This window comes from Pontibacter sp. MBLB2868 (assembly GCF_051904785.1).
Lineage (GTDB): Bacteria > Bacteroidota > Bacteroidia > Cytophagales > Hymenobacteraceae > Pontibacter.
The window spans coordinates 848143-868299 of the sequence record NZ_CP196710.1 but is presented as its reverse complement, the minus strand read 5'-3'; the positions used below and the strand labels follow the sequence as shown (position 1 = coordinate 868299).

Here is a 20157-nt window from a genome sequence, read left to right as displayed (position 1 = left end):
ACTTAGCAAGCTTACGCCTGCACCCCTTTTATTTCAGGTAAGTTGTGGTATATTTGCGCAACTTTACCAAACAGAATCACAACATACCTAATTTAAGAACGACATGATCATTGGTGTTCCTAAGGAAATTAAGAATAACGAAAACCGTGTAGGTGCTACTCCTGCTGGTGTAATTGAACTTGTGCGCAATGGCCATACGGTTTATGTGCAATCTACCGCGGGAGAAGGCAGCGGATTTATGGATGATGATTATATAGCAGCTGGTGCGTCTATACTTCCTAGCATTGAAGAAGTGTACGGCGTTGCTGAAATGATCATTAAAGTTAAAGAGCCTATCGAATCTGAGTACAGCCTGATCAAGGAAGACCAGTTACTGTTCACTTATTTCCACTTTGCTTCTTACGAGCCGCTTACGCACGCGATGATCAAGCAGAAAGCTGTTTGCTTAGCATATGAGACTGTTGAGAAAGCTGACAGAAGCCTTCCATTGCTTGTACCTATGTCTGAAGTTGCTGGTCGTATGGCCGTTCAGGAAGGTGCTAAATACCTGGAGAAACCACTTCAGGGCCGTGGAATCCTATTAGGTGGCGTACCAGGCGTTCGTCCGGCTAAAGTATTGATCATCGGTGGTGGTGTAGTTGGTACCAATGCTGCTAAAATGGCGGCTGGTATGGGTGCAGACGTAACGATCATGGATAATAACCTGCAGCGTCTGCGTTACCTGGATGATATTATGCCAGCTAACGTGAACACGTTCATGTCAAATGAATATAACATCCGTGAGTTACTTCCTACGCATGACCTTATTATCGGTGCAGTGCTTATCCCTGGCGCTAAAGCCCCTCACCTGATCACAAGAGACATGTTGAAGGAAATGCGTCCGGGTACTGTAGTAGTAGACGTAGCCGTTGACCAGGGTGGTTGCATTGAAACCTGCCGTCCTACAACACACCAGGATCCAACTTACATTATTGATGATGTACTGCATTATTGCGTTGCTAACATGCCAGGTGCTGTGCCTTATACTTCTACGCTTGCGCTTACAAACGCTACCCTGCCATTTGCTATTCAGTTAGCTAACAAAGGCTGGAAAAAAGCCTGTGCCGACAGCAATGAGCTGAAGCTTGGCTTAAACGTAGTACAAGGCAAAGTAGTGTACAAAGGTGTTGCAGAAGCATTCAACCTTGATTATGTACCGGTTGAGAACGTACTGTAAGCTTTAAGCTTTTAAATTACTAAAACGCCTTTCTGACAGATGTCGGGAAGGCGTTTTGCTTTCCGGCAAAGTTTTAGCTGTATCTTTGCACCGGAACTAATGGTGGCATCTACCTACTGCCCCAATCTCAATAAACTTAAGAAATGTTTGACAGTGCTTTAAACATATTGCTGCGCCGACTGGGCCTGATGCTGTGCCTCTACATGTTGCTGCGGTTTATATTTTATGTTTTTAACTACAGTTCGTTTGCCGATGCGTCGTCTGCTCAAACGCTGCTGGCTTTTATATATGGCCTCCGCTTCGACCTGGCTGCCATCACGGCGGTAAATGCCCCGTTCATTCTGCTATCGCTTTTTCCCTGGGGTAATGTATTGCATCCTATTTACCAGCGATCTCTTAAAGTTTGGTTTTTATTGAGCAATGCCCCGTTCATTGCGCTGGCCTTGGTTGATATCGAATTTTTTAAGTTCATAGGTAAAAGATCAAGTAATGAGCTAGCGACCATAACCGGCGACATTGCAGATCAGTTAGGACAGCTGGTGCAGTATTACTGGTACCTGGTAGTGGCTTTTGTGCTCCTTGTCTATCTGCTCAACAAAGTATACCCAGCGCTCAGAAAACCATACAGGCTGCAGCAGAGCATCCTGCTTCGGTCCATCCGGTTGTTAGTAGTTGCTGCCCTGGCAGTGGTGGCCATACGAGGAGGTATGCAGCTAAAGCCGCTTCGGGTCAGCCATGCATTTGTACTGGAGCCGGCATCACTTGGGCATTTATCCCTTAACAGCCCTTTTACTTTTATCAAGGGTATAGGGCAGCCGCAACTTGAACAGAAGCATTATTTCCCGGACCAGGAAAGTATGCTCCGTGCAATGTCGTATAACCCTGCACAATACCGCCACCAAACCGGGGCGCAGCAAAGGGAAAACGTTGTGATCATTATACTCGAAAGTTTTGCCGCAGAATATGTGGGAGCACTAAATGAGGGCCGCGGTTATACCCCTTTTCTGGACTCCCTGGCTACAAAAGGCATATTGTTCAGTAATGCTTTTGCTAATGGGCGCAAATCCATAGAGGCTCTGCCATCTATTCTGGCAGGTGTACCCTCTCTGATGCAGGAGCCCTATATTACCTCCGCCTACCAGGCAAATAAACTTGAAGGCTTGGGCACAGTGCTGCAGCATGCCGGTTATCGCACGGCTTTCTTTCATGGAGCTGCCAACGGCACCATGGGCTTTAATAATTTCTCTAAAATTGCGGGAGTACAGGAATATTATGGCTTGGATGAATACCCTGAATCTCTGAAAGACAAAGATTTTGACGGGCAATGGGGCATTTTTGATGAACCCTACCTGCAGTATGTAGCAACAAAGCTGACGGAGTTTGATAAGCCATTTCTGGCCACGCTCTTTACGCTCAGTTCTCACCACCCGTATACTGTTCCTCAAAAGTATAAAGGGCGTTTCCCGAAAGGTGACCTCGAGATACACGAGTCAATAGGCTACGCTGACCACGCCTTGCAGGAGTTTTTTAAAACTGCCTCTAAGCAGCCCTGGTACCAGAATACCCTGTTTATACTTACTGCCGACCATACCCAGAAAAGTATAGCCCCGGCGTATCAGAACGAGCTCGGACATTTCCGGGTGCCGCTTATCCTTTTTCATCCAGACAAGACTTTCCAAGCTGTACGTCCTGATCAGGTTGTACAACATGCGGATATAATGCCAAGTGTTGTAGACTACCTGAACCTCCGTGCAGATCACATGCTTCCGTTCGGAAAATCAATGTTTTCAGCAAAAGATAAGGGGGAAGCGATCCTGTTCAATGACAATTCCTATTACCTGGTGCAGCAGGACCAGGTAACTGAGCTTACTGCAGATGACCAGGTAAAGTTTTATACTTTCCCTGCATTTTCACCGGTGCAAACGGCAGACGCTTCATCAGCCGGAAAGCTTAAGGCTTATGTACAGTATTTCAGAAGCGCAATGGTGAATAACAAGCTATTTTTCTAAAAGGGAAGTACTGTCAATGAGTATGTTGTGAAACGTGCCAGTTCTTAAACTTCTAAAGAAGCTGGAGCTCAATTAAATTTATTCACCGCTATACATTGGTATTTCCTGCAGCGGCTCAAACTTCCTCTGTTCAAAATCGACCTGCCAGCAAAAATGCTGTAGACCATTGGTAATGATTACGTACTTGGCCTGTATGGTCTGATTATAAACTGAAACCTGCTTTACAACCTCTTGCGTGATAGGCAAGTAGGCAGCCTTACACTCTACAAGCACATGCGGCTTCCCTTCCTTGTTATAAACACACAGGTCGGTCCGCTTTTGTAGCTTGTTATAATGCGTGCCACGTTCAACGCTGATCAGGCTTTTTGGATAGTTCAGGTGGTTGATAAGGTAATGAGCAAAGTGCTGTCTTACCCATTCTTCTGGTGTTAATACTATATATTTTCGGCGTAGTGCATCAAAAATCAGGTAATTAGCACCAGATTTAGTAATTTTGTGATCAAACGGTGGCAAATTAAGTGCATCCATGCTGCAATTTAGCCATTTTCCTATCCTCCGCCCTAGTAGCTGCTGCTGCCAAGGCGGTTTTTTTATATCATAATTGTTTATATTGTCGACATGAAGACCAAAGAAGAAATTGTTAACGATTGGTTACCCCGGTACACCGGAGTTCCTCTCGACGAATTTGGCGAGTATATACTGCTTACCAATTTTATAAATTATGTACGCATGTTTGCTGATAGATTCGGCGTTGAGATACGTGGTTTAGATAAACCGATGCAAACGGCTACAGCAAACAACATCACCATCATTAACTTTGGTATGGGCAGCGCCATGGCAGCTACTGTTATGGACCTATTATCTGCTGTAAAGCCAAAGGCAGCCCTTTTCCTGGGCAAGTGCGGTGGACTTAAGAGAAAGACTCAAATCGGTGACCTTATACTTCCGATTGCCGCCATCCGTGGCGAGGGTACTTCTGATGACTACCTGCCACCTGAAATTCCGGCGCTTCCTTCTTTCCGTCTGCAGCGTTCTGTTTCGTCGATGATCAAGAAACATGAGATGGACTACTGGACAGGCACTGTTTATACTACAAACCGCCGCGTTTGGGAGCACGACGAGGAGTTTAAAGAATACCTGCGCCAGATCAGGGCAATGGGTATTGACATGGAGACAGCCACGATCTTTACAGTTGGTTTCATTAACGAAATCCCTCATGGCGCACTCCTGTTAGTTTCTGATAACCCGATGATACCGGAAGGTGTTAAGACCTCAGAGAGTGATAAACTGGTAACTACTAATTATGTAGAGAAACACCTGAGCATTGGCATTGACTCCTTACTGGAGTTGATCAATACAGGTGACTCTGTTAAACACATGCGCTTCGAATAAGCCCTGACAGGTATGACCAAAACCTTACGCGCCTTAACCGCCACACTATGTTTATGCAGTGCTCTCCTGGGCAGCTGCACCAGCTCAAAACCTGGCGCTGAAGCAGCTGACCTGATCGTTTATAATGGCCAGGTTTATACTGTAAACAGTGCCTTTGATAAAGCAGAAGCTTTTGCAGTGAAAGACGGGAAGATAGTTGCCGTTGGAACCAGTGAAGAGATCAGGAGCAAGTATAAGGCAAGCCAGGAATTGGATGCCGAGGGTAAAACCATATACCCGGGTATAATTGATGCACATGCTCATTTTTACCGGTATGGGCTAGGCCTTCAATCTGCTGACCTGGTTGAAACGAAATCGTTTGAAGAAGTAGTAGACAAAGTTGTAGCGCAGCGTGCAAAATACCCTAACACCCCATGGATTACAGGACGTGGCTGGGACCAGAATGATTGGGCAGTAAAGGAGTTTCCGACAAAGGACACGCTGGACCTGCTCTTCCCGGACACACCGGTCATTCTTACCCGTATTGATGGGCATGCGGCGCTGGCTAATCAGAAAGCACTGGAGCTGGCAGGCGTAACCCCCACAACTAAAATGGTGGGTGGCCTGGTAGAAGTCGAGAATGGTAAGCTAACCGGTATATTGATAGACAATGCCGTAGATATGGTTTACAGCAAATTGCCTGAGCCCTCTGAAGCAGAAATGCGACAGGCCCTGCGTAATGCTGAAGCCAACACCTTTGCAGTAGGCTTAACATCAGTGCATGACGCGGGGCTGGATAAGGCTACTGTTGCCCTGATCGATGATATGCAAAAGCAAGGGGAACTGCAAACGCGAGTATACGCCATGCTAACCCCTTCTAAGGCGAATATTGACTACTACCTTGCGCAGGGGCCCTATAAAACGGACAGGTTAAATGTACGCTCCTTTAAAGTTTATGCCGACGGCGCTCTTGGCTCCAGAGGGGCTAACCTGCTGAAGCCATATGCCGATAAACACGGCCACTTTGGTTTTTTGCTTGCCTCTGAGCAGGAATTCCGCACTATAGCCAGGCTCTTGAACGAACACGGCTTCCAGATGAATACGCATGCGATCGGTGACTCGGCTAACCGTTTACTGCTCGATATTTATGGAGAAGTGCTTGGTGGCAAAAATGATAAGCGCTGGCGAATAGAGCATGCCCAGATCGTAAATCCTGAGGACATGCCGAAGTTTGGCAAGTATAACATTGTGCCTTCGGTGCAGCCAACACATGCCACTTCGGACATGTACTGGGCCGGCGACAGGCTTGGCAAGGAGCGTTTGAAACATGCCTACCCTTTTAAAGAGTTAATGCAGCAAAATGGCTGGATACCGCTTGGCACAGACTTTCCTGTAGAAAGCATTAACCCATTCTATACTTTTCATGCAGCAGTTGCCCGTCAGGATGCCAAGAACTGGCCTGCGGGAGGGTTCCAAATGGAAAATGCCCTCTCCCGCGAAGAAGCACTACGTGGCATGACCATTTGGGCGGCGAAAGCAGCATTTGAAGAAAACGAAAAAGGTAGCCTGGAGCCTGGTAAGTTTGCAGACTTTATACTTGTAGACCGTGACCTGATGACTATAAAGCCGGAAGAGATGCGAGGGACACAGGTACTTCGTACATTTATAAATGGCCGCGAAGTATACAAAAAGTAAACCGGCAGGATACTCTATAAAATACGTTAATTAAAAAAGCCGCTGCAGAATATCTGCAGCGGCTTTTTTAATTTTATACACTAAATCAGTTAGATCTTTACCTGTTCCTTTTCCTCCATGTTTGGCTCCATTACTTTCTTACCCTTCACCATGAGCAGGAATATCAAGCCTAACCCAAAGAAAATTATCAAAGCAAGTATACTGTTGCGCATCGACCCTGTAGCCTGTGCAATGGCACCATAAGCAAGTGTACCCAATACAATTGAGACCTTCTCGGTTACATCATAAAAACTAAAGTAGGAGGCATGGTCCACGGTAGTAGCTGGTATCAGTTTAGAATAAGTGGAGCGTGACAACGACTGAATACCTCCCATTACTGAGCCAACAATTGCTGCCAGAACATAAAAGTCAGTTTCGCCACGTATAAAATAAGCTCCGATACAGATACCGATCCAAATGATCACAGCCACGATCAGGGCCCGTATATTACCAAACCTCCCCGAAAGCAGGGCAAATACATATGCACCCGCTATGGCTACCAGTTGTATGATCAGAATAGTAATGATAAGGGCCTCACTGGGTAGGTTAAGCACTTCGATACCAAATATGGTAGCCACATACATAACTGTCTGCACCCCCATGTTATAAAAGAAGTAAGCCAGCAGGTAACGCTTTAACATAGGCAGCCTTTGCACCTGTGCCAGCACCTTTTTAAGCTCTATAAAACCGTTCAGGATCCAGCTGCCCTTAGGTTTGCGGTGGTATACGTTGCCGGGTAAGTGGTAGAATGTATATTGTGCAAATCCGAACCACCAAAGGCCTGTGGTCAGAAAGGCGATCCGGGGGGGCAGTGAAGTATTTTCTGCAGCGATCCCGAACCACTCAGGCTGCAGTATCATGGCCAGGTTGAAGATTAACAGGAGCACGCTGCCGATGTAACCCATCGAGAACCCTTTTGCGCTTAATTTGTCATATTGATCCTCTGTCGCTATTTCCGGGAGGTAAGCATTGTAGAAGACGATGCTGCCGCTAAACCCAATAGATGCCAATACGAAAAGAATAACGGAAGCTGTAAAGGTATCCCGGGTAAAAAAGAATAGCCCTGCGCATGAAAGAGAACCGATATAGCAGAATAACTGCATGAATAACTTTTTCCTGCCACTATAATCTGCTATGGCTGTCAGGAATGGACTTAGCATTGCTATGATCAGGAAAGACGCAGAAACTGCATACGAAAACAACACGGAGCTTTCCAGCTTGAACCCCAGGAAATCAATTATACTGGAGCCATCTGTGTTTTTAGCAACAGCACTATAATAAATCGGGAAAATGGTTGATGTGATTACCAACGAGTAAACAGAGTTGGCCCAGTCGTAAAAACACCAGGCACGGGTAACGGTTGGGTTGTTCTTTTCCATAGTTGGAAAAATAGCAAAAAATATAATACAACCTGTTCTAATTACCCTGAGAGGTGCAGATTTAATGTAGCAGCGCCTGGCGTTGTTCCACCACCTCCAGCACTATTTCCCACAGGTGCTCATAAGGTATGATCTCAACCTCAGCAAAAGCATCGCCGGGGAAAGGAGTTCTGGTTAATTTCAGCAACATACTGTCCCCTTTTTCTTTGATGCTTTTCAGGTTAAACTCCTCTCTGAATACCAAGATCAGTAACCGTAAAAATAGCCGCGCCCTCACAGCTTTATCACCCCGCAGATGTTTTTGGATATACTTCTTAAGCCTCTCCACTTGTGCCTCATAATCATCTATGGATGCATCAGACAGCATGTCTATGGTTTCTATAATTATGATTCCAACGTTAAGGCCATCCTTTTCTTTAGCCGGAATAGTCAACGATGGATAGTCCGTAGTTAAAACTGATGTTCGCTTTGCACCTCCTAGGCGGTAGTGAAACAGCAGCGAGAAATACCGTTCGTTAAGCTCCCATCTTTCCTGTTGCGCTCTGGGTAGTCGAGTAATGCTATCAGTACTAACGACTGTCTGATATAAGCTTTTAAATTGATCATACTTTTGAGAGTGGACTGCCAACATCAGGTAGTTTTCCATGAAAGCAAACCAATTAAGAGAACCAGTTTCAAAATAACCTATATACTCTTTTGACTGCTTCAAACCTATCTCATGCTGTCCTGTTTGTAAAAGAGCATACACTCTCATGTAACTGTTAAACCTATAATTAAACCAGTTAGGATGTACTTTTTTTCTATTTAATAAATTTTCCGCTTCACTTATTAAATCCAAAATCAAATGGTAATTCCCCTGTTGCTCCTGGAACTGTATATTCAAAAAATGATAGTAAAAATATATCTTAGACGACTTTGACTTTTTCCATAATAACTTAAGTTTATGTAGTTCATTTGGAAATTGGGAAAGCATTTGAGATCGCTGGTCAAATTTAGTTTTCACAACAATTAAAAGCTTTTGAAAAATAATTGAGGCTTTTCTCTCAGCAGCTTCCAATTCATAGTAACAGGCTAGTTCTTTTGCTTGTTGATCATATTTTTTCTCATCAAAAAGCATCTGGTTTACCCACTGTTTCTGTTCTAAAAGAATAACTATATAATCGTTTACCTCATTTTTCTTGGCCAGACTTAGCGCCTGATCCAGAATTTTACCTGCCATTCTAGGCTCACTCATCGTTTTCAGCCTCTCTGCTTCAAACAGCATGGAGGCACATTTCGATTTAACCACATTAATAGCTGAAAACTTATTTTCAGGCAACTCCAGAAAATGGATATGATTAATTAGCTTTTTCCTTACACGGGACTTCAGCATCCGGTAGTTTACTGACAGCTTTTCATTCCCATATAGTAATTGAGCTACCTGTTCGTCTGATGAAACTTTTCCACTCTTTAGAAGATCAAAAAGCCGTGCGTCCAAATTCTTATCATCCTGAAAGTTGATAAGTGGACTAGATTTGGTATTATATTTTTTTACCAGCCTAACTAATCTTTCCAATTCATCCATTCATACAGCATTTAGAGTGTAACAGCTTGATTTAAACTTCCTTCGTTTCTAAAACCGTCAGAATAGACTGCCATAAATGTTCGTAAGGCACAATCTCGATTTCTGAATAAGCATCGCCAGGGGGTGGAGTAGCAAGCAACTTTTCATAATTCTTCTGTCCCCTTTTTCGACAAACATCTGGATTAAAATCCTCTGTAACAGTAAGAACCAACAACTTCAGAAAAAGCTTACTTCTTAAGCTAAAAGCATCTTTTAAATGTGTATGGATATATTTTTTGAGACTCTCAATCCTGTATATGAGTGCCTCGATATCTTTCTTTTGTAGAAAATAATAGAACTGCAGAATCAAAATTGCAACATTGGACCCTTGCTTGTCTTTACTATGTTCAGGTAGCGAAATCAAATAAGGGTTCGTAGCCTTATGCTTCAATAAATCATCACCCTTGATAATAAAAAGATATGCCTGATACAGCTGCCAACGTTCTTTAGCAACCGGGGTAATTCTGTTATAGTAACTGTTCCTGAACACCTGATCAAGCAATACCTCAGCCAAATTATACTCCTTAGAATGCAGCGCCAGAAGAAAATAATTTTCAAAAAATGCAAACCAGTTAAAGGAGTTTTTATTGAAATCCTGTACATATTTTTCTGCATAATAAAGCCCCATTTTATGTTTTGAGGACCTTAGGTGAGCATATACAAGAACATACTTATTAAAGCTGGCATCGAAACGTAAAATCGAAACATCCCCATTTTTTACTAGGTCTTCAGATAAAACAGTCAGTTCTACAATTTTGGAGAAATCACCGATAAGTTCGTAGTACCAAAGGTAAACTTTGTAATAGGCATTAAAAGCGTCAAACGTTTTACTCTGTTGCCATAACGATTCTAAATGCAATACATCATTCTGCAATTGTGGAAGGTATTCTCTTCTGGACTTAACAGATTTATTTAACTGGATCTTTATGAGCTGAAACAAGCTTACAGCTTCTCTATCAATCACTTTCTTCTTCAGGAGCTCATCCAATTTTTGCTTGTTACTCTTATAGCTTTTTAATGCTCCAAGCTCAGAGTTACAGAAAAGGATAATTTCTAAAGCTGCAATCTCTAAATTGATTAGTTGGTATTCACTGGCAATGGCAATTACTTTCTTAACATTGATCTCAGCTAACTTAAAATCACTCTGCTTTAAAAAAAGGTTAGCATGATGTAACAGCAGGTAACATTCCTGCTCGCTTTGTACATAAGGCTTAAGCTTTAGTTTTTGATAGTTAAGCAAGAAGAGACTGTTATAGAATTTTTTCTTTACCCTATGCTTTAACATTTTATACCTCACATCATTTGGTGAAGCATTATACAAATCAAGTGCTGCCCCTTCATCTGAGTCAAAGCCATTATCAATTAACTTGCTGACAAACATCCCTTCCTTACCCTTCATATTCATTTCAGGTAAAGAACAGGAAGGACTGTTGCAGTACTTCAATAATCTTGCTAATGCATTTAATTCGTACATCGGATAAAATAAGGGTGATTAGAAATAGAGTTTTCCCGCTTCAAAAAACAATGCTAATTTGCGTTTTACTTTTATCAGCTACAGAAATTTAAATTGCTTTAAAAAGTATTTTCATAGATTTAGAAAACGAAAGTTACCTTTTTAACAAAACGGTTAACTTATGACACAACGAAACCACTATTAAAGAATATCAAGAGACATTAACTTACATCAACAATAATAACACTTATTTTTTTTAATGTTACCTTTTTATATAAATATTCATTTTTAGTGATCTTTCTATATCCCATATTTGTCATACCATAAACCTCTAAACGGAAATTATATGTTATCACTTGTCATTGCGATCTTGGTGAATTTAACAGTTGGAACAACTACTAGCCAGCCAACTCAAACTCCTAACACAGGAAATAATACTGAAACTAAAGGAAACGATAAGAGCAAAGCTGCTGACCCGACTTTATCTACAATGGGTGGCGTAGGTCACTGGACTGAAGGTTAAGCTATATTATACAGCTATTTTTCCATAACTTGCCCTTGTAAAGAGTACAGCCAAAGGGTAATCTTATGCGGAAGATAAATCTACTTTCATTTGCTTTCATATTTCTTTTAAGCTTTTGCAGCCAGCCTAATAACCAACCTGACAGTGTAAAAGTCAGGTTGGCAATTGAGCCTGAAACTCTCAGTCCGATAAATTATGGTGATGCGGGAGCTTTACAAATAGTGAACCTGCTTTACCAAAGTCTGCTTGGCGCAGACCTTGGCAAAGATCAGATAAGTCCGGTACTGGCTGCTCGTATGCCCGAGGTAATAAAAACCGACTCTACGACTCTCTTTACATATGAGATCAGAGAAGGGGCTACCTGGACAAACGGTTCGCCGGTAACAGCAGCTGATGTTGCCTTTACACTTAAGGTTTTAAATGCCCCTTTGCTTAATAATGAGCGTTTAAAGCCCCAGGTAGAGTTTATTAAGGATATAGTGCCGGATGAGGCCAATCCTAAAAAATTCACTTTTGTGTGTAAGGGATATGCTCCGGAGATGGAACTTTTAACTGGAGACTTTTTTATACTCCCAGCTTATTTAATTGACCCTCAGGGTCTTCTGAAAGACTACAAACTTTCAGCGTTACAGGACGATCTTTCCAAGCTAGAAAACAAAACAAACTTAGAAACCTTTGCCAGCAGGTTCAACGGCCCCGACTTTAACCGGAGCAAAGATCTGTTGCAAGGAAGTGGAGGCTACCTGATTGAAAACTGGGTATCTGGTCAATCCATTACGCTTCGCCGCAAGGAAAACTGGTGGGGCAGTGCACTGGACGTGGATTACATTACAGCCAACCCGGAACAGATCAGCTTTTACGTTATCCCTGATAACACAACGGCCCTGTTTGCCATCAAGAACAGACAGCTGGATGTACTGGAGAAAATTGATGCTGCTGAATTTAACCAGCTCCGGGAAGACAAAGCCTTCACAAAGGACTATGCCCTCTATACCCCTAACTCATATGAGTTCGCTTATGTGGGCCTGAATAGTCGCCTTCCAAAATTTGAAGATAAAAGAACACGCCAGGCCATTGCTCACCTACTGGATGTGAACAGTCTTATCAAGGCCTCACAGCAAAACTATGCTACCCCAACAGTTGGCCCAGTACCGCCATCTTTAACAGACTTTTATAACACAAGCTTAAAGCCAATTGATTTTAGCTTAGCAAAAGCCCGGAAATTACTTGAAGCGGCCGGATGGCAGCATACTTCTGAAGGCTGGTTTAAAGTGCTAGACGGGCAAAAAACAAAGCTAACCATTGATGTAAATTACCGCGCCGGTAATACTGCCTTTGAGAATGCCTCCCTTATTTTTCAGCAAAATGCAGCTAAAGCAGACATCCCTGTTACCATTCAAGCAATGGAGGGGAGTTTGTTTGGTCAGAAGTCAAAAGCACATGAGTTTGAAATGTTCTTCCGTACACTTTCCGGTAACCCCTTTGTTCTGAACTTTAAACCGCTTTTTCATACTTCGTTTAGTGGCATTGGTGGAATGAACTATACTGGTTTTGGCAACAGCAATAGCGATGAACTTTTAGACGCAATAAACAGTGCCTCCACAAAAGAGGAGAAGGCCAGGCTGCTGAAAGAACTCCAACGCATACTTTACGATGAGGCTACTTTTATCTCTCTTTACTACCATAAAGATAAGCTGGCTGTGCACAGGCGTTTTAAAAACATCAAGATCTCAGGGCTAAGCCCAAATTATGATGTAAGCTCTTTTACCCTGAAAGATTAACAGCTCCTGATGCTGCATTACCTGTTTAAGCGACTGATCACCACGTTGCCGGCCTTATGGCTACTGGCAACATTTGTGTTTATATTAAGCAGATTATTACCTGGCGCCGCAGGTTCTGAACAGATATTACAGGAAAATGGCGGCTTTTACAGCAAAGGCAATGCTAACAGCAGGCAAGATGCTTACAAAGCATACATAAAACGAACAGGCCAGGATCTACCACTATTTTACTTTTCTGTTAAGGCTGGCACAGAGCCCGACACGCTTAGCTTAATTTTTCCAGAGGCAGAGCGGCAACGTTTACAGCTTTTAAACTGGCGCTACGGCAACTGGCCTGCTGTATGGCAATACAATCAAAGTTTAAAGGAAACAGAAGTTGCAGTTCTGCTGCATGCCAACCCCAGACAACAGGCTGCTTTCGAAAACCTCCTTACCGCCGCAACCCCGGAACAGCTCAGAACCAGTATGTCTGTACTTGTTATGCGCGCCGCCGGGACACCTTCTGAACAAGCAGTCCGAAAACTCGAACAAGCAGCTAATCAGCTCATAGAAAAGCAAAACAAGTTTGCTTATATGTTTCCCTCTTTTCACTGGCATGGGTTAAACAACCAATATCACCGTTGGATAGCTGAACTTGTAAAAGGGAATGCAGGTAATTCTTACCGGGACCAGCGACCTGTTTCCGAAGTTATCATAGAAAGCTTCAGCAATACTTTCTGGCTTATAGTTAGTAGTATTCTTATAGCTTTTACTGTTTCTCTGGAACTTAGCCTGTTCCTGGTGATGCGTAAAGGAAAGATGTTCAGAAAGTTTTTCTTACCCCTTCTATTTATATTGGATAGTATCCCGCTGTTCCTGTTGGCTCTGCTTCTGTTGGTGCTGTTTGCTACGCCTGAATTTCTTCAGTGGTTCCCTGTTTTTGGTTTAGGGTTAAACATGAATTCCGGTTTAAGTGCGTTTCAGCAACTAAGTGTACGGATGCAATACATGGCACTGCCTGTGTTGTGCCTGACCCTCACCAACATCCCTTACCTTACTAACCTTATATACAAAACTTTAAGAACAGAGAAAACAGCTGGCTATGCCAGAACAGCCAGAGCGAAAGGCTTATCAGAACAGCAGGTGATCAGGCGGCATGTGCTTCGGAATTCCCTGCTTCCGGTCATAACAATACTCACAGATGCTTTTCCGGCTTTGCTGGCTGGTACAGTTGTAATAGAAACTATATTTGCCATACCTGGCCTGGGGCGCCTTTTAGTAAATTCAGTTATGGCCAGAGACTACCCGATCATAGTTGCAATTGTAATCTTTGTGGCCATTGTGAGAGTAGTAGCTTATTTAGTGGCAGACATTGGCTATGGACTTGCAGATCCGCGTGTTAAGCAGCAATACGAATGAAGCAGTTGCTAAGTAATATTTCCTATCTCTGGCACAACAAGGCCGGGTTCAGGTTTGCACTGCTTTACCTGGCACTGCTGCTGCTCATTATTCTAATGCTGCCCTGGCTTCCCCTGCCCTACCAACCCAACGAGCTTGACCTGAACCACATCTATCAAATGCCGTTTGCCTGGCAACATAGCCTGGGAGCTTATGGCCAGCATTGGTTGGGCACTGATGCACTGGGGCGGGATGTGCTGGCAAACGTACTTTATGGTACCCGTTCAGCCTTTCTTATTAGTTTCCCGGTCATGTTACTCTCAACTGCAGCAGGTGTACTTATTGGAATTTGTGCAGGTTTCTTCGGAAACAAAGGTATAAAGATAAGCAGGGCCGCAATGTTGGTTGGTGGTATCTTCGTTTTCCTGTTCTTTTATTTTGGACTATACCTCCCCTTGCAGCTCCTGAACCTTGAATTTTCCTGGCTCAGCCTTGGGTTGTGCTACATTATACTTATCATAACCTATGCACTACTATATAAAGTAGTATTGCCCCTACTCAAAAAGTGGGAATTGTTTCTTAAAACAGTTTCATTGCCACTCGATTACCTAACACTCAGAATAATCGAATCGCTGAACAGTATCCCAAACCTGTTACTTATCCTGGTCATCGCTTCATTTTTACCACCTTCTATCTTCCTGCTGTCTTTTGTTATTATTGCTGTAACCTGGACATCTACAGCGCGACTGGCAAGGGCCGAAATGCTAAAGATCCGTAGCCTTACATATTTTGAGGCAGCCAGAAGTATAGGCCTGACACAAAAGCAACTCTTGTTAAGACATGCGCTTCCGAACATGCTTGGCCCGATTATCATTACGTTTACTTTTGGGGTGGCTGGCTTGCTGGCCCTTGAGTCAACATTATCATTTCTGGGAATAGGCGTACCAGCCTCATTTGTAAGCTGGGGAAGAACTATTGCAGGAATAAGGGCCAATACATCTGCGTGGTGGCTGGTGGTTTTTCCGGGGGGGGCGCTTGCTCTAACGGTATTGGCACTTCAAATGATCAGCAATTATTTGCTTCATTCCTTCGAGCAAAAAAAATAAAGGAATTCTTGTTACTTTTTACAAAATTTCTTCCTGATAATTATAAGTTTTAGGCTTACATTTTTAATATTAGAGAAGCAATATATTAGATATATTAAATAATAACGCTTTTCAGACTCACAATAATGCAAAAATTAAAAATGCACCTTCCTTTTGGCCATGTTACTTTTAGCCATAAGTTTTCCTGTTCCTGAAGCATTCTTCTTATTATCATTGTAACAAGTAACTACCTAAACCTACTGAAACATGAGCTTAATAATCAAATCATTTCTGGCCGAGGCCGCTGAGAACTTTAATAAGCGAAGGAAATCTGGCAAAGGCCAGTTGCAACGTGAAGAGGTTTTTGATTATTCTACCATAGATGGGGGGATGGTGAACCACAATGCAGGATCACAGGCGATCAGCAATGGTTCGGGTATTTTTATAGGAGACTACTTTGTTGGCATCAGTGATAGCTACCAGTCCATAAGCAATTTGCCTTTTGTGCGCTATTAGCAGGAAACTGAAACGGAGTAATAATTTTGAGATAATTGGTTAGTTAATTTGTTAGTTGTTTGTGTTTATTAGGCTTAAGCCCTGTAGTTCCCTCTGCAGGGCTTTTGTTATTATTTCAGGCAGTAAGCAACCAGTCCAGGGCCCTGTCGCGCGCAGAGAAAGTTTCTATTCTGAAATCGTACTGCTCTTCCCTGTTTACAACTTCAATAAGGTTACTGACCACCATATGGCCAAGAGCATCAGGATTAGCGATACGGGCAATACGCAAAATACCAATGTTCTCCAGCAGCGGAAAACAGTAATTCATAAGCCAGAGTTCTTCCTTCACCCTGTTGGTAGTTGATAAGCTTATATCCGACACGAAAAGCTTCACCTGTTTCGTTGTGAGCACCTCCGATATGTTATCATGTGCTTTTTGCAACCTCTCCTCCGACATGCAACCATACCAAACTACTTCCAAAAGACATAACGCCTCATTATATTTAATAGCAAACTGATGGGCAGATTCAGTAATATTCATAAGCTAAAAATTATACACAATCTTTTAACTACGCTAGTTATCCGAAAAAGTTTAACTAATGTTATAGCCCCGGATAATTAATATACAAGCGCCTGTAGTGTGCCGGTGATCCACAACAAAAAACTGCTTAATCTCTTGTTAGCAGACTTTCCTCATAGATATTCCCTTGCAAACACTACCTTCAGCTAGTTCAAATAAACAATACAGCTAATTATCCGTTTTGATTAAAATCGTTTAAACTAAATTTTATAACACTATGGAAACAAACGTAAGAGACCTGAAGACAAAAGCAGATGCGTATAACCCCACCCATAAAGAGGGGCCTGTAGCCAAAAACATTGAAAAGTATACTGCAAAGCTACCATCAGATGTATACCTGTGGTCAGCATTAGGCTCAATGGCCGTTTCTGCTACTTTAAAAGTTTTGCGGAAAGATGAAGAAGCCTTATTTGTTGGTCAATGGGCAGCACCATTTTTATTACTCGGTGTGTATAACAAACTTGTGAAACAGCAAGGTCACGATTAGGGCTTGTTGAAAATAAGCTACTAAAACAGGAAAAGCGGCTAGTGCCGCTTTTCCTGTTTTAGTAGCTACCATACTTTATAGTCTGGAAAACGGTAAAATCAACCGCTCAGTATCATCCTAAACATTTCTTCCATCTGCAAACATTGTGTCCTTTTAAGCAGGATTAATAACATGCATACTGCCTTGTCGGTATAGGGTAATGATACCAACACAGTGTAAATGAAAAACAAATATATAAAATGGGGCATCGCAGCGATTGCAACAACTGCTGCGGGACTCCTGCTCGATTCCCTGATACTTGAGAAATACTTTTTTGAGGTAAAGGAATTTGAAATAGGCAAAGAGGAAGGCAAAGACATGGTCAGAATAGTTTTGCTAACAGATCTTCACTTTAAGGACCTCTTACTGCCTCACTTTACTAAACTGGCACAAAAATTAAACGAAATTCAGCCGGACCTTCTCCTTATTGCGGGTGACATTCTGGACTCAAGTGGTCATATACAGCCTGCTGATGCATTCTTTGATCTCCTCAACCCTGCAATCCGGATCGTAGCAATACCCGGTAACAACGACTATAAGGCGGACATACAGATACCTGAACTTCAAAAGGCACTTGAAAAGTATAATTGCGATTTCCTTTTAAATAAATCTAAAGCGTATGAGGTGCGCGGGAACAGCATCATGATAACCGGCCTGGATGATTTTATAGAGAGTGAGGATCATTTTGCAAAAGCAGTAAAAGACGTCGGGTACGAAGAGAACCACCTGCTGCTTATCCATAGTCCGCTACAGCAGAAACACGTAAAGGAGCAGATAAAACGTATCAACAGCAGCAGAAGCCCGGACAGACAACTTAATATCTCCTACATTTTTGCAGGCCATACCCACGGCGGACAGGTGCGTTTGCCAGGATATGTACCCATACTACCTGGTAAGTCTGGCAACTATGTAAACGGATGGTACAACGAACATGCCCCCTACCTGTATGTTTCAAAGGGTTTTGGCACCTCCACGATACCATTCCGCTTTTTTGCAAAATCAGAAATGATCGTCCTCAACTATCATGTTTAAGAACCTGAGACAGGTTTCGTAGCTAATTTTAGTTTAAATACTTAGCGTCAGATTGTGATGTTTCCTTGGCTGTGATAGACTTTGCTTCAATATAGATCCGCTTTATCTCCGGATGGCGCTCCAGTAGGTTTCGCTCTAATCTTACAATAGCTGACTCGATCTCGCTTGAGCTCAGGTTGCTTTTAAACTTTATGTCCATGGCAAGTAAGATCTCATAAGGCCCCATGTGCATAGTGAGTGGTGTTGCGATCTTTTCCACGGCCGGATCTGCAGTCGCTATTTCGCTTATACTTTCCACTGTGCGAGCATTGGCACCTTCCCCAATTAGCAGATCTTTACTTTCGGAGGCAAGTAAAACGGCCACACCGGCTAGTAAGAAACCAATTACAACAGAGGCGATGCCATCAAAATAGGGATTGTTGAACTGGTGGCTCAGGAACACTCCTAAAAATGCTACTGCAAGACCTGTTATGGCTGCAGAATCTTCGAAGAGTACGGTGAAGGTAGCGGGGTCTTTGCTGGCGCGTAAAGCTTTGAGAAAATTCTTCTCCACCCTTGTTTTTGAAAAGTTTCTGTAAGCAATATACCAGGCGATGCTCTCAAAAACCATGGCCACAAGCAGTATGATATAACTTAGTGTCGGGTCTTCTAAAGGGTTAGGCTGGCGAATATGCATGATTCCCTCATAGATAGACATCCCCCCACCAATAGCAAAGATCAAAATTGCCACGATCAGTGACCAGAAATAAAGCTCCTTGCCGTGCCCGAAAGGGTGTGAGGCATCTGCAGGCTTCTTGCTTTTGCTCAAGCCTAAAAGCAGCAGCAGCGAGTTTCCTGTGTCCACCATCGAGTGTATGCCTTCCGATAACATGGCAGAGCTTCCGCTAAGTGCAGCTGCAATAAATTTGATAATGGCTATCGCAAGATTGGCAGCAAGTGCCCCATAAAGCGGAAGTTTAGATGCATTTACATTCATGCTATACTTTGTTGATTTGAAAAGATATGGTATACCTTACGGTGCAACAGCCTACAGATTTACAAGAACTATCTTTTTTAGCCCTGGATGGTTATTTAAGGTGCTTCCTCCAGCTTTTCCAGGCACTGCAACAGGTCAGGGCCTTTACCCAGCACACCCTTAAACAGATCGCCTTTTTCCTTTATCCGATCCGGGATATTTTGGATCGTAAACATTTCTGGTGAAAGGCCTGGCTTCAGTTCTTCCCACTCCAGAGGGGTGGATACAGGTGCGCCTGGTTTAGGTCGGGCAGAATAAACCGATGCGATGGTCTGCCCGATGGCATTCTGCAGAAAATCCAGGTATATCTTATCCTTTCGTTCCTTAGGCTTCCGCTCGAGGCTGGTGAGGGCCGGAAGCTTTTTGTGCACGTGGCGCGCCACACTGAGTGCAAATCGCCTTACCTGTTCAAATTCATACCTTGCAGCCAAAGGCACAAACACATGCATGCCTGTAGCCCCTGAAGTTTTTACATAAGCTGTTGCCCCCACCTGGTGCAGTACCTCCTTCGCTGCCAGGGCAACTTCTATCACCTCATCAAAGGTATTATTTCCCGGATCCAGGTCCAGAACCATATAGTCTGGCTTCTGCAGGCTGGCAGTACGAGCATTCCAGGGGTTAAGCTGAATACAGCCCAGGTTGTTCATGTACGCAAGGGTAGCCTTGTTATCCACCACCAGGTACTCCACCTCCTCCCCTGTTGATTCGGCTTTGAGTTTAACAGTTCTTACCCAATCCGGTGTATGCGGAACATCCTTCTGCACAAAACCGGGCCTGGTGATACCATCCGGGTAACGAAAAAGTGACTGCGGGCGGTCCTGCAGGTACGGCAGAAGCACATCGGAAATGTGCTGGTAATAATCTATCAGATCGCCTTTAGTGATGTGCTCCGCAGGCCAGTATACTTTATCCAGATTAGTCAGTGACACTGTTTGGCCAGCTATTTCCCTTTCCGTCCGTGACTTTTGGCTACTTTCC

At 43.2% G+C, this 20157-nt stretch carries 18 protein-coding genes; 11 read left to right on the top strand and 7 right to left on the bottom strand.

All coding sequences use genetic code 11. The features are described 5' to 3' along the window. Window positions 1-103 precede the first annotated feature (103 nt). Window positions 104-1216, top strand: coding sequence for an alanine dehydrogenase (ald, locus tag ACSX1A_RS03785; protein ID WP_439882284.1), 1113 nt, complete (start codon window positions 104-106; stop codon window positions 1214-1216). A gap of 143 nt (window positions 1217-1359) precedes the next feature. Further along, window positions 1360-3225: an LTA synthase family protein gene (locus tag ACSX1A_RS03780; protein ID WP_439882283.1), complete on the top strand. Its 1866-nt coding sequence runs from the start codon at window positions 1360-1362 to the stop codon at window positions 3223-3225. Between the two features lie 78 nt (window positions 3226-3303). On the opposite strand, the gene ACSX1A_RS03775 is transcribed toward ACSX1A_RS03780, so the two are convergent. Beyond that, complete coding sequence (locus ACSX1A_RS03775; protein ID WP_439882282.1) at window positions 3304-3753, bottom strand: type I restriction enzyme HsdR N-terminal domain-containing protein; 450 nt, start codon at window positions 3751-3753, stop codon at window positions 3304-3306. Window positions 3754-3843: 90 nt separating this feature from the next. On the opposite strand from ACSX1A_RS03775, the gene ACSX1A_RS03770 reads away from it, so the two are divergent. Both ACSX1A_RS03770 and ACSX1A_RS03765 read left to right on the top strand, forming a co-directional pair. Next, window positions 3844-4617, top strand: coding sequence for an AMP nucleosidase (locus tag ACSX1A_RS03770; protein ID WP_439882281.1), 774 nt, complete (start codon window positions 3844-3846; stop codon window positions 4615-4617). A 12-nt stretch (window positions 4618-4629) separates the two neighbouring features. Then, window positions 4630-6291: an amidohydrolase gene (locus tag ACSX1A_RS03765; protein ID WP_439882280.1), complete on the top strand. Its 1662-nt coding sequence runs from the start codon at window positions 4630-4632 to the stop codon at window positions 6289-6291. Between the two features lie 89 nt (window positions 6292-6380). On the opposite strand, the gene ACSX1A_RS03760 is transcribed toward ACSX1A_RS03765, so the two are convergent. The 3 genes from ACSX1A_RS03760 to ACSX1A_RS03750 all read right to left on the bottom strand — a co-directional run bounded on the left by ACSX1A_RS03760 (window position 6381) and on the right by ACSX1A_RS03750 (window position 10786). After that, window positions 6381-7709 (bottom strand): MFS transporter, encoded by a 1329-nt coding sequence (locus ACSX1A_RS03760; protein WP_439882279.1) that lies wholly within the window; start codon window positions 7707-7709, stop codon window positions 6381-6383. Window positions 7710-7770: 61 nt separating this feature from the next. After that, on the bottom strand, window positions 7771-9273 hold the full coding sequence (locus ACSX1A_RS03755; RefSeq protein ID WP_439882278.1) for a hypothetical protein: 1503 nt from the start codon (window positions 9271-9273) through the stop codon (window positions 7771-7773). Between the two features lie 31 nt (window positions 9274-9304). After that, a complete protein-coding gene (locus ACSX1A_RS03750; RefSeq protein WP_439882277.1) occupies window positions 9305-10786 on the bottom strand; it encodes a hypothetical protein in 1482 nt (493 codons plus the stop codon). 325 nt (window positions 10787-11111) lie between these two features. Between ACSX1A_RS03750 and ACSX1A_RS03745 the strand changes: the two genes are divergently transcribed. From ACSX1A_RS03745 to ACSX1A_RS03725, 5 genes are all read left to right on the top strand, one after another. Then, a complete protein-coding gene (locus tag ACSX1A_RS03745) occupies window positions 11112-11288 on the top strand; it encodes a hypothetical protein (RefSeq protein ID WP_439882276.1) in 177 nt (58 codons plus the stop codon). Window positions 11289-11353: 65 nt separating this feature from the next. Next, a complete protein-coding gene (locus ACSX1A_RS03740) occupies window positions 11354-13069 on the top strand; it encodes an ABC transporter substrate-binding protein (protein ID WP_439882275.1) in 1716 nt (571 codons plus the stop codon). A 9-nt stretch (window positions 13070-13078) separates the two neighbouring features. After that, window positions 13079-14467, top strand: a complete 1389-nt coding sequence (locus ACSX1A_RS03735) for an ABC transporter permease (protein ID WP_439882274.1) — start codon at window positions 13079-13081, stop codon at window positions 14465-14467. After that, entirely contained in the window at window positions 14464-15552 is a 1089-nt protein-coding gene (locus ACSX1A_RS03730; RefSeq protein ID WP_439882273.1) for an ABC transporter permease, read from the top strand. Before ACSX1A_RS03735 ends, ACSX1A_RS03730 begins: the two co-directional genes overlap by 4 nt. A 246-nt stretch (window positions 15553-15798) precedes the next feature. Beyond that, window positions 15799-16047 (top strand): hypothetical protein, encoded by a 249-nt coding sequence (locus ACSX1A_RS03725; protein ID WP_439882272.1) that lies wholly within the window; start codon window positions 15799-15801, stop codon window positions 16045-16047. 115 nt (window positions 16048-16162) lie between these two features. On the opposite strand, the gene ACSX1A_RS03720 is transcribed toward ACSX1A_RS03725, so the two are convergent. Then, window positions 16163-16567 (bottom strand): hypothetical protein, encoded by a 405-nt coding sequence (locus ACSX1A_RS03720; RefSeq protein WP_439882271.1) that lies wholly within the window; start codon window positions 16565-16567, stop codon window positions 16163-16165. 256 nt (window positions 16568-16823) lie between these two features. On the opposite strand from ACSX1A_RS03720, the gene ACSX1A_RS03715 reads away from it, so the two are divergent. After that, complete coding sequence (locus tag ACSX1A_RS03715) at window positions 16824-17093, top strand: hypothetical protein (protein WP_439882270.1); 270 nt, start codon at window positions 16824-16826, stop codon at window positions 17091-17093. 219 nt (window positions 17094-17312) lie between these two features. Further along, entirely contained in the window at window positions 17313-18164 is an 852-nt protein-coding gene (locus tag ACSX1A_RS03710) for a metallophosphoesterase (RefSeq protein WP_439882269.1), read from the top strand. Window positions 18165-18192: 28 nt separating this feature from the next. On the opposite strand, the gene ACSX1A_RS03705 is transcribed toward ACSX1A_RS03710, so the two are convergent. Then, window positions 18193-19140, bottom strand: coding sequence for a cation diffusion facilitator family transporter (locus ACSX1A_RS03705; RefSeq protein WP_439882268.1), 948 nt, complete (start codon window positions 19138-19140; stop codon window positions 18193-18195). Between the two features lie 95 nt (window positions 19141-19235). Next, window positions 19236-20108 (bottom strand): non-homologous end-joining DNA ligase, encoded by an 873-nt coding sequence (gene ligD / locus ACSX1A_RS03700; protein ID WP_439882267.1) that lies wholly within the window; start codon window positions 20106-20108, stop codon window positions 19236-19238. Window positions 20109-20157 lie beyond the last annotated feature (49 nt).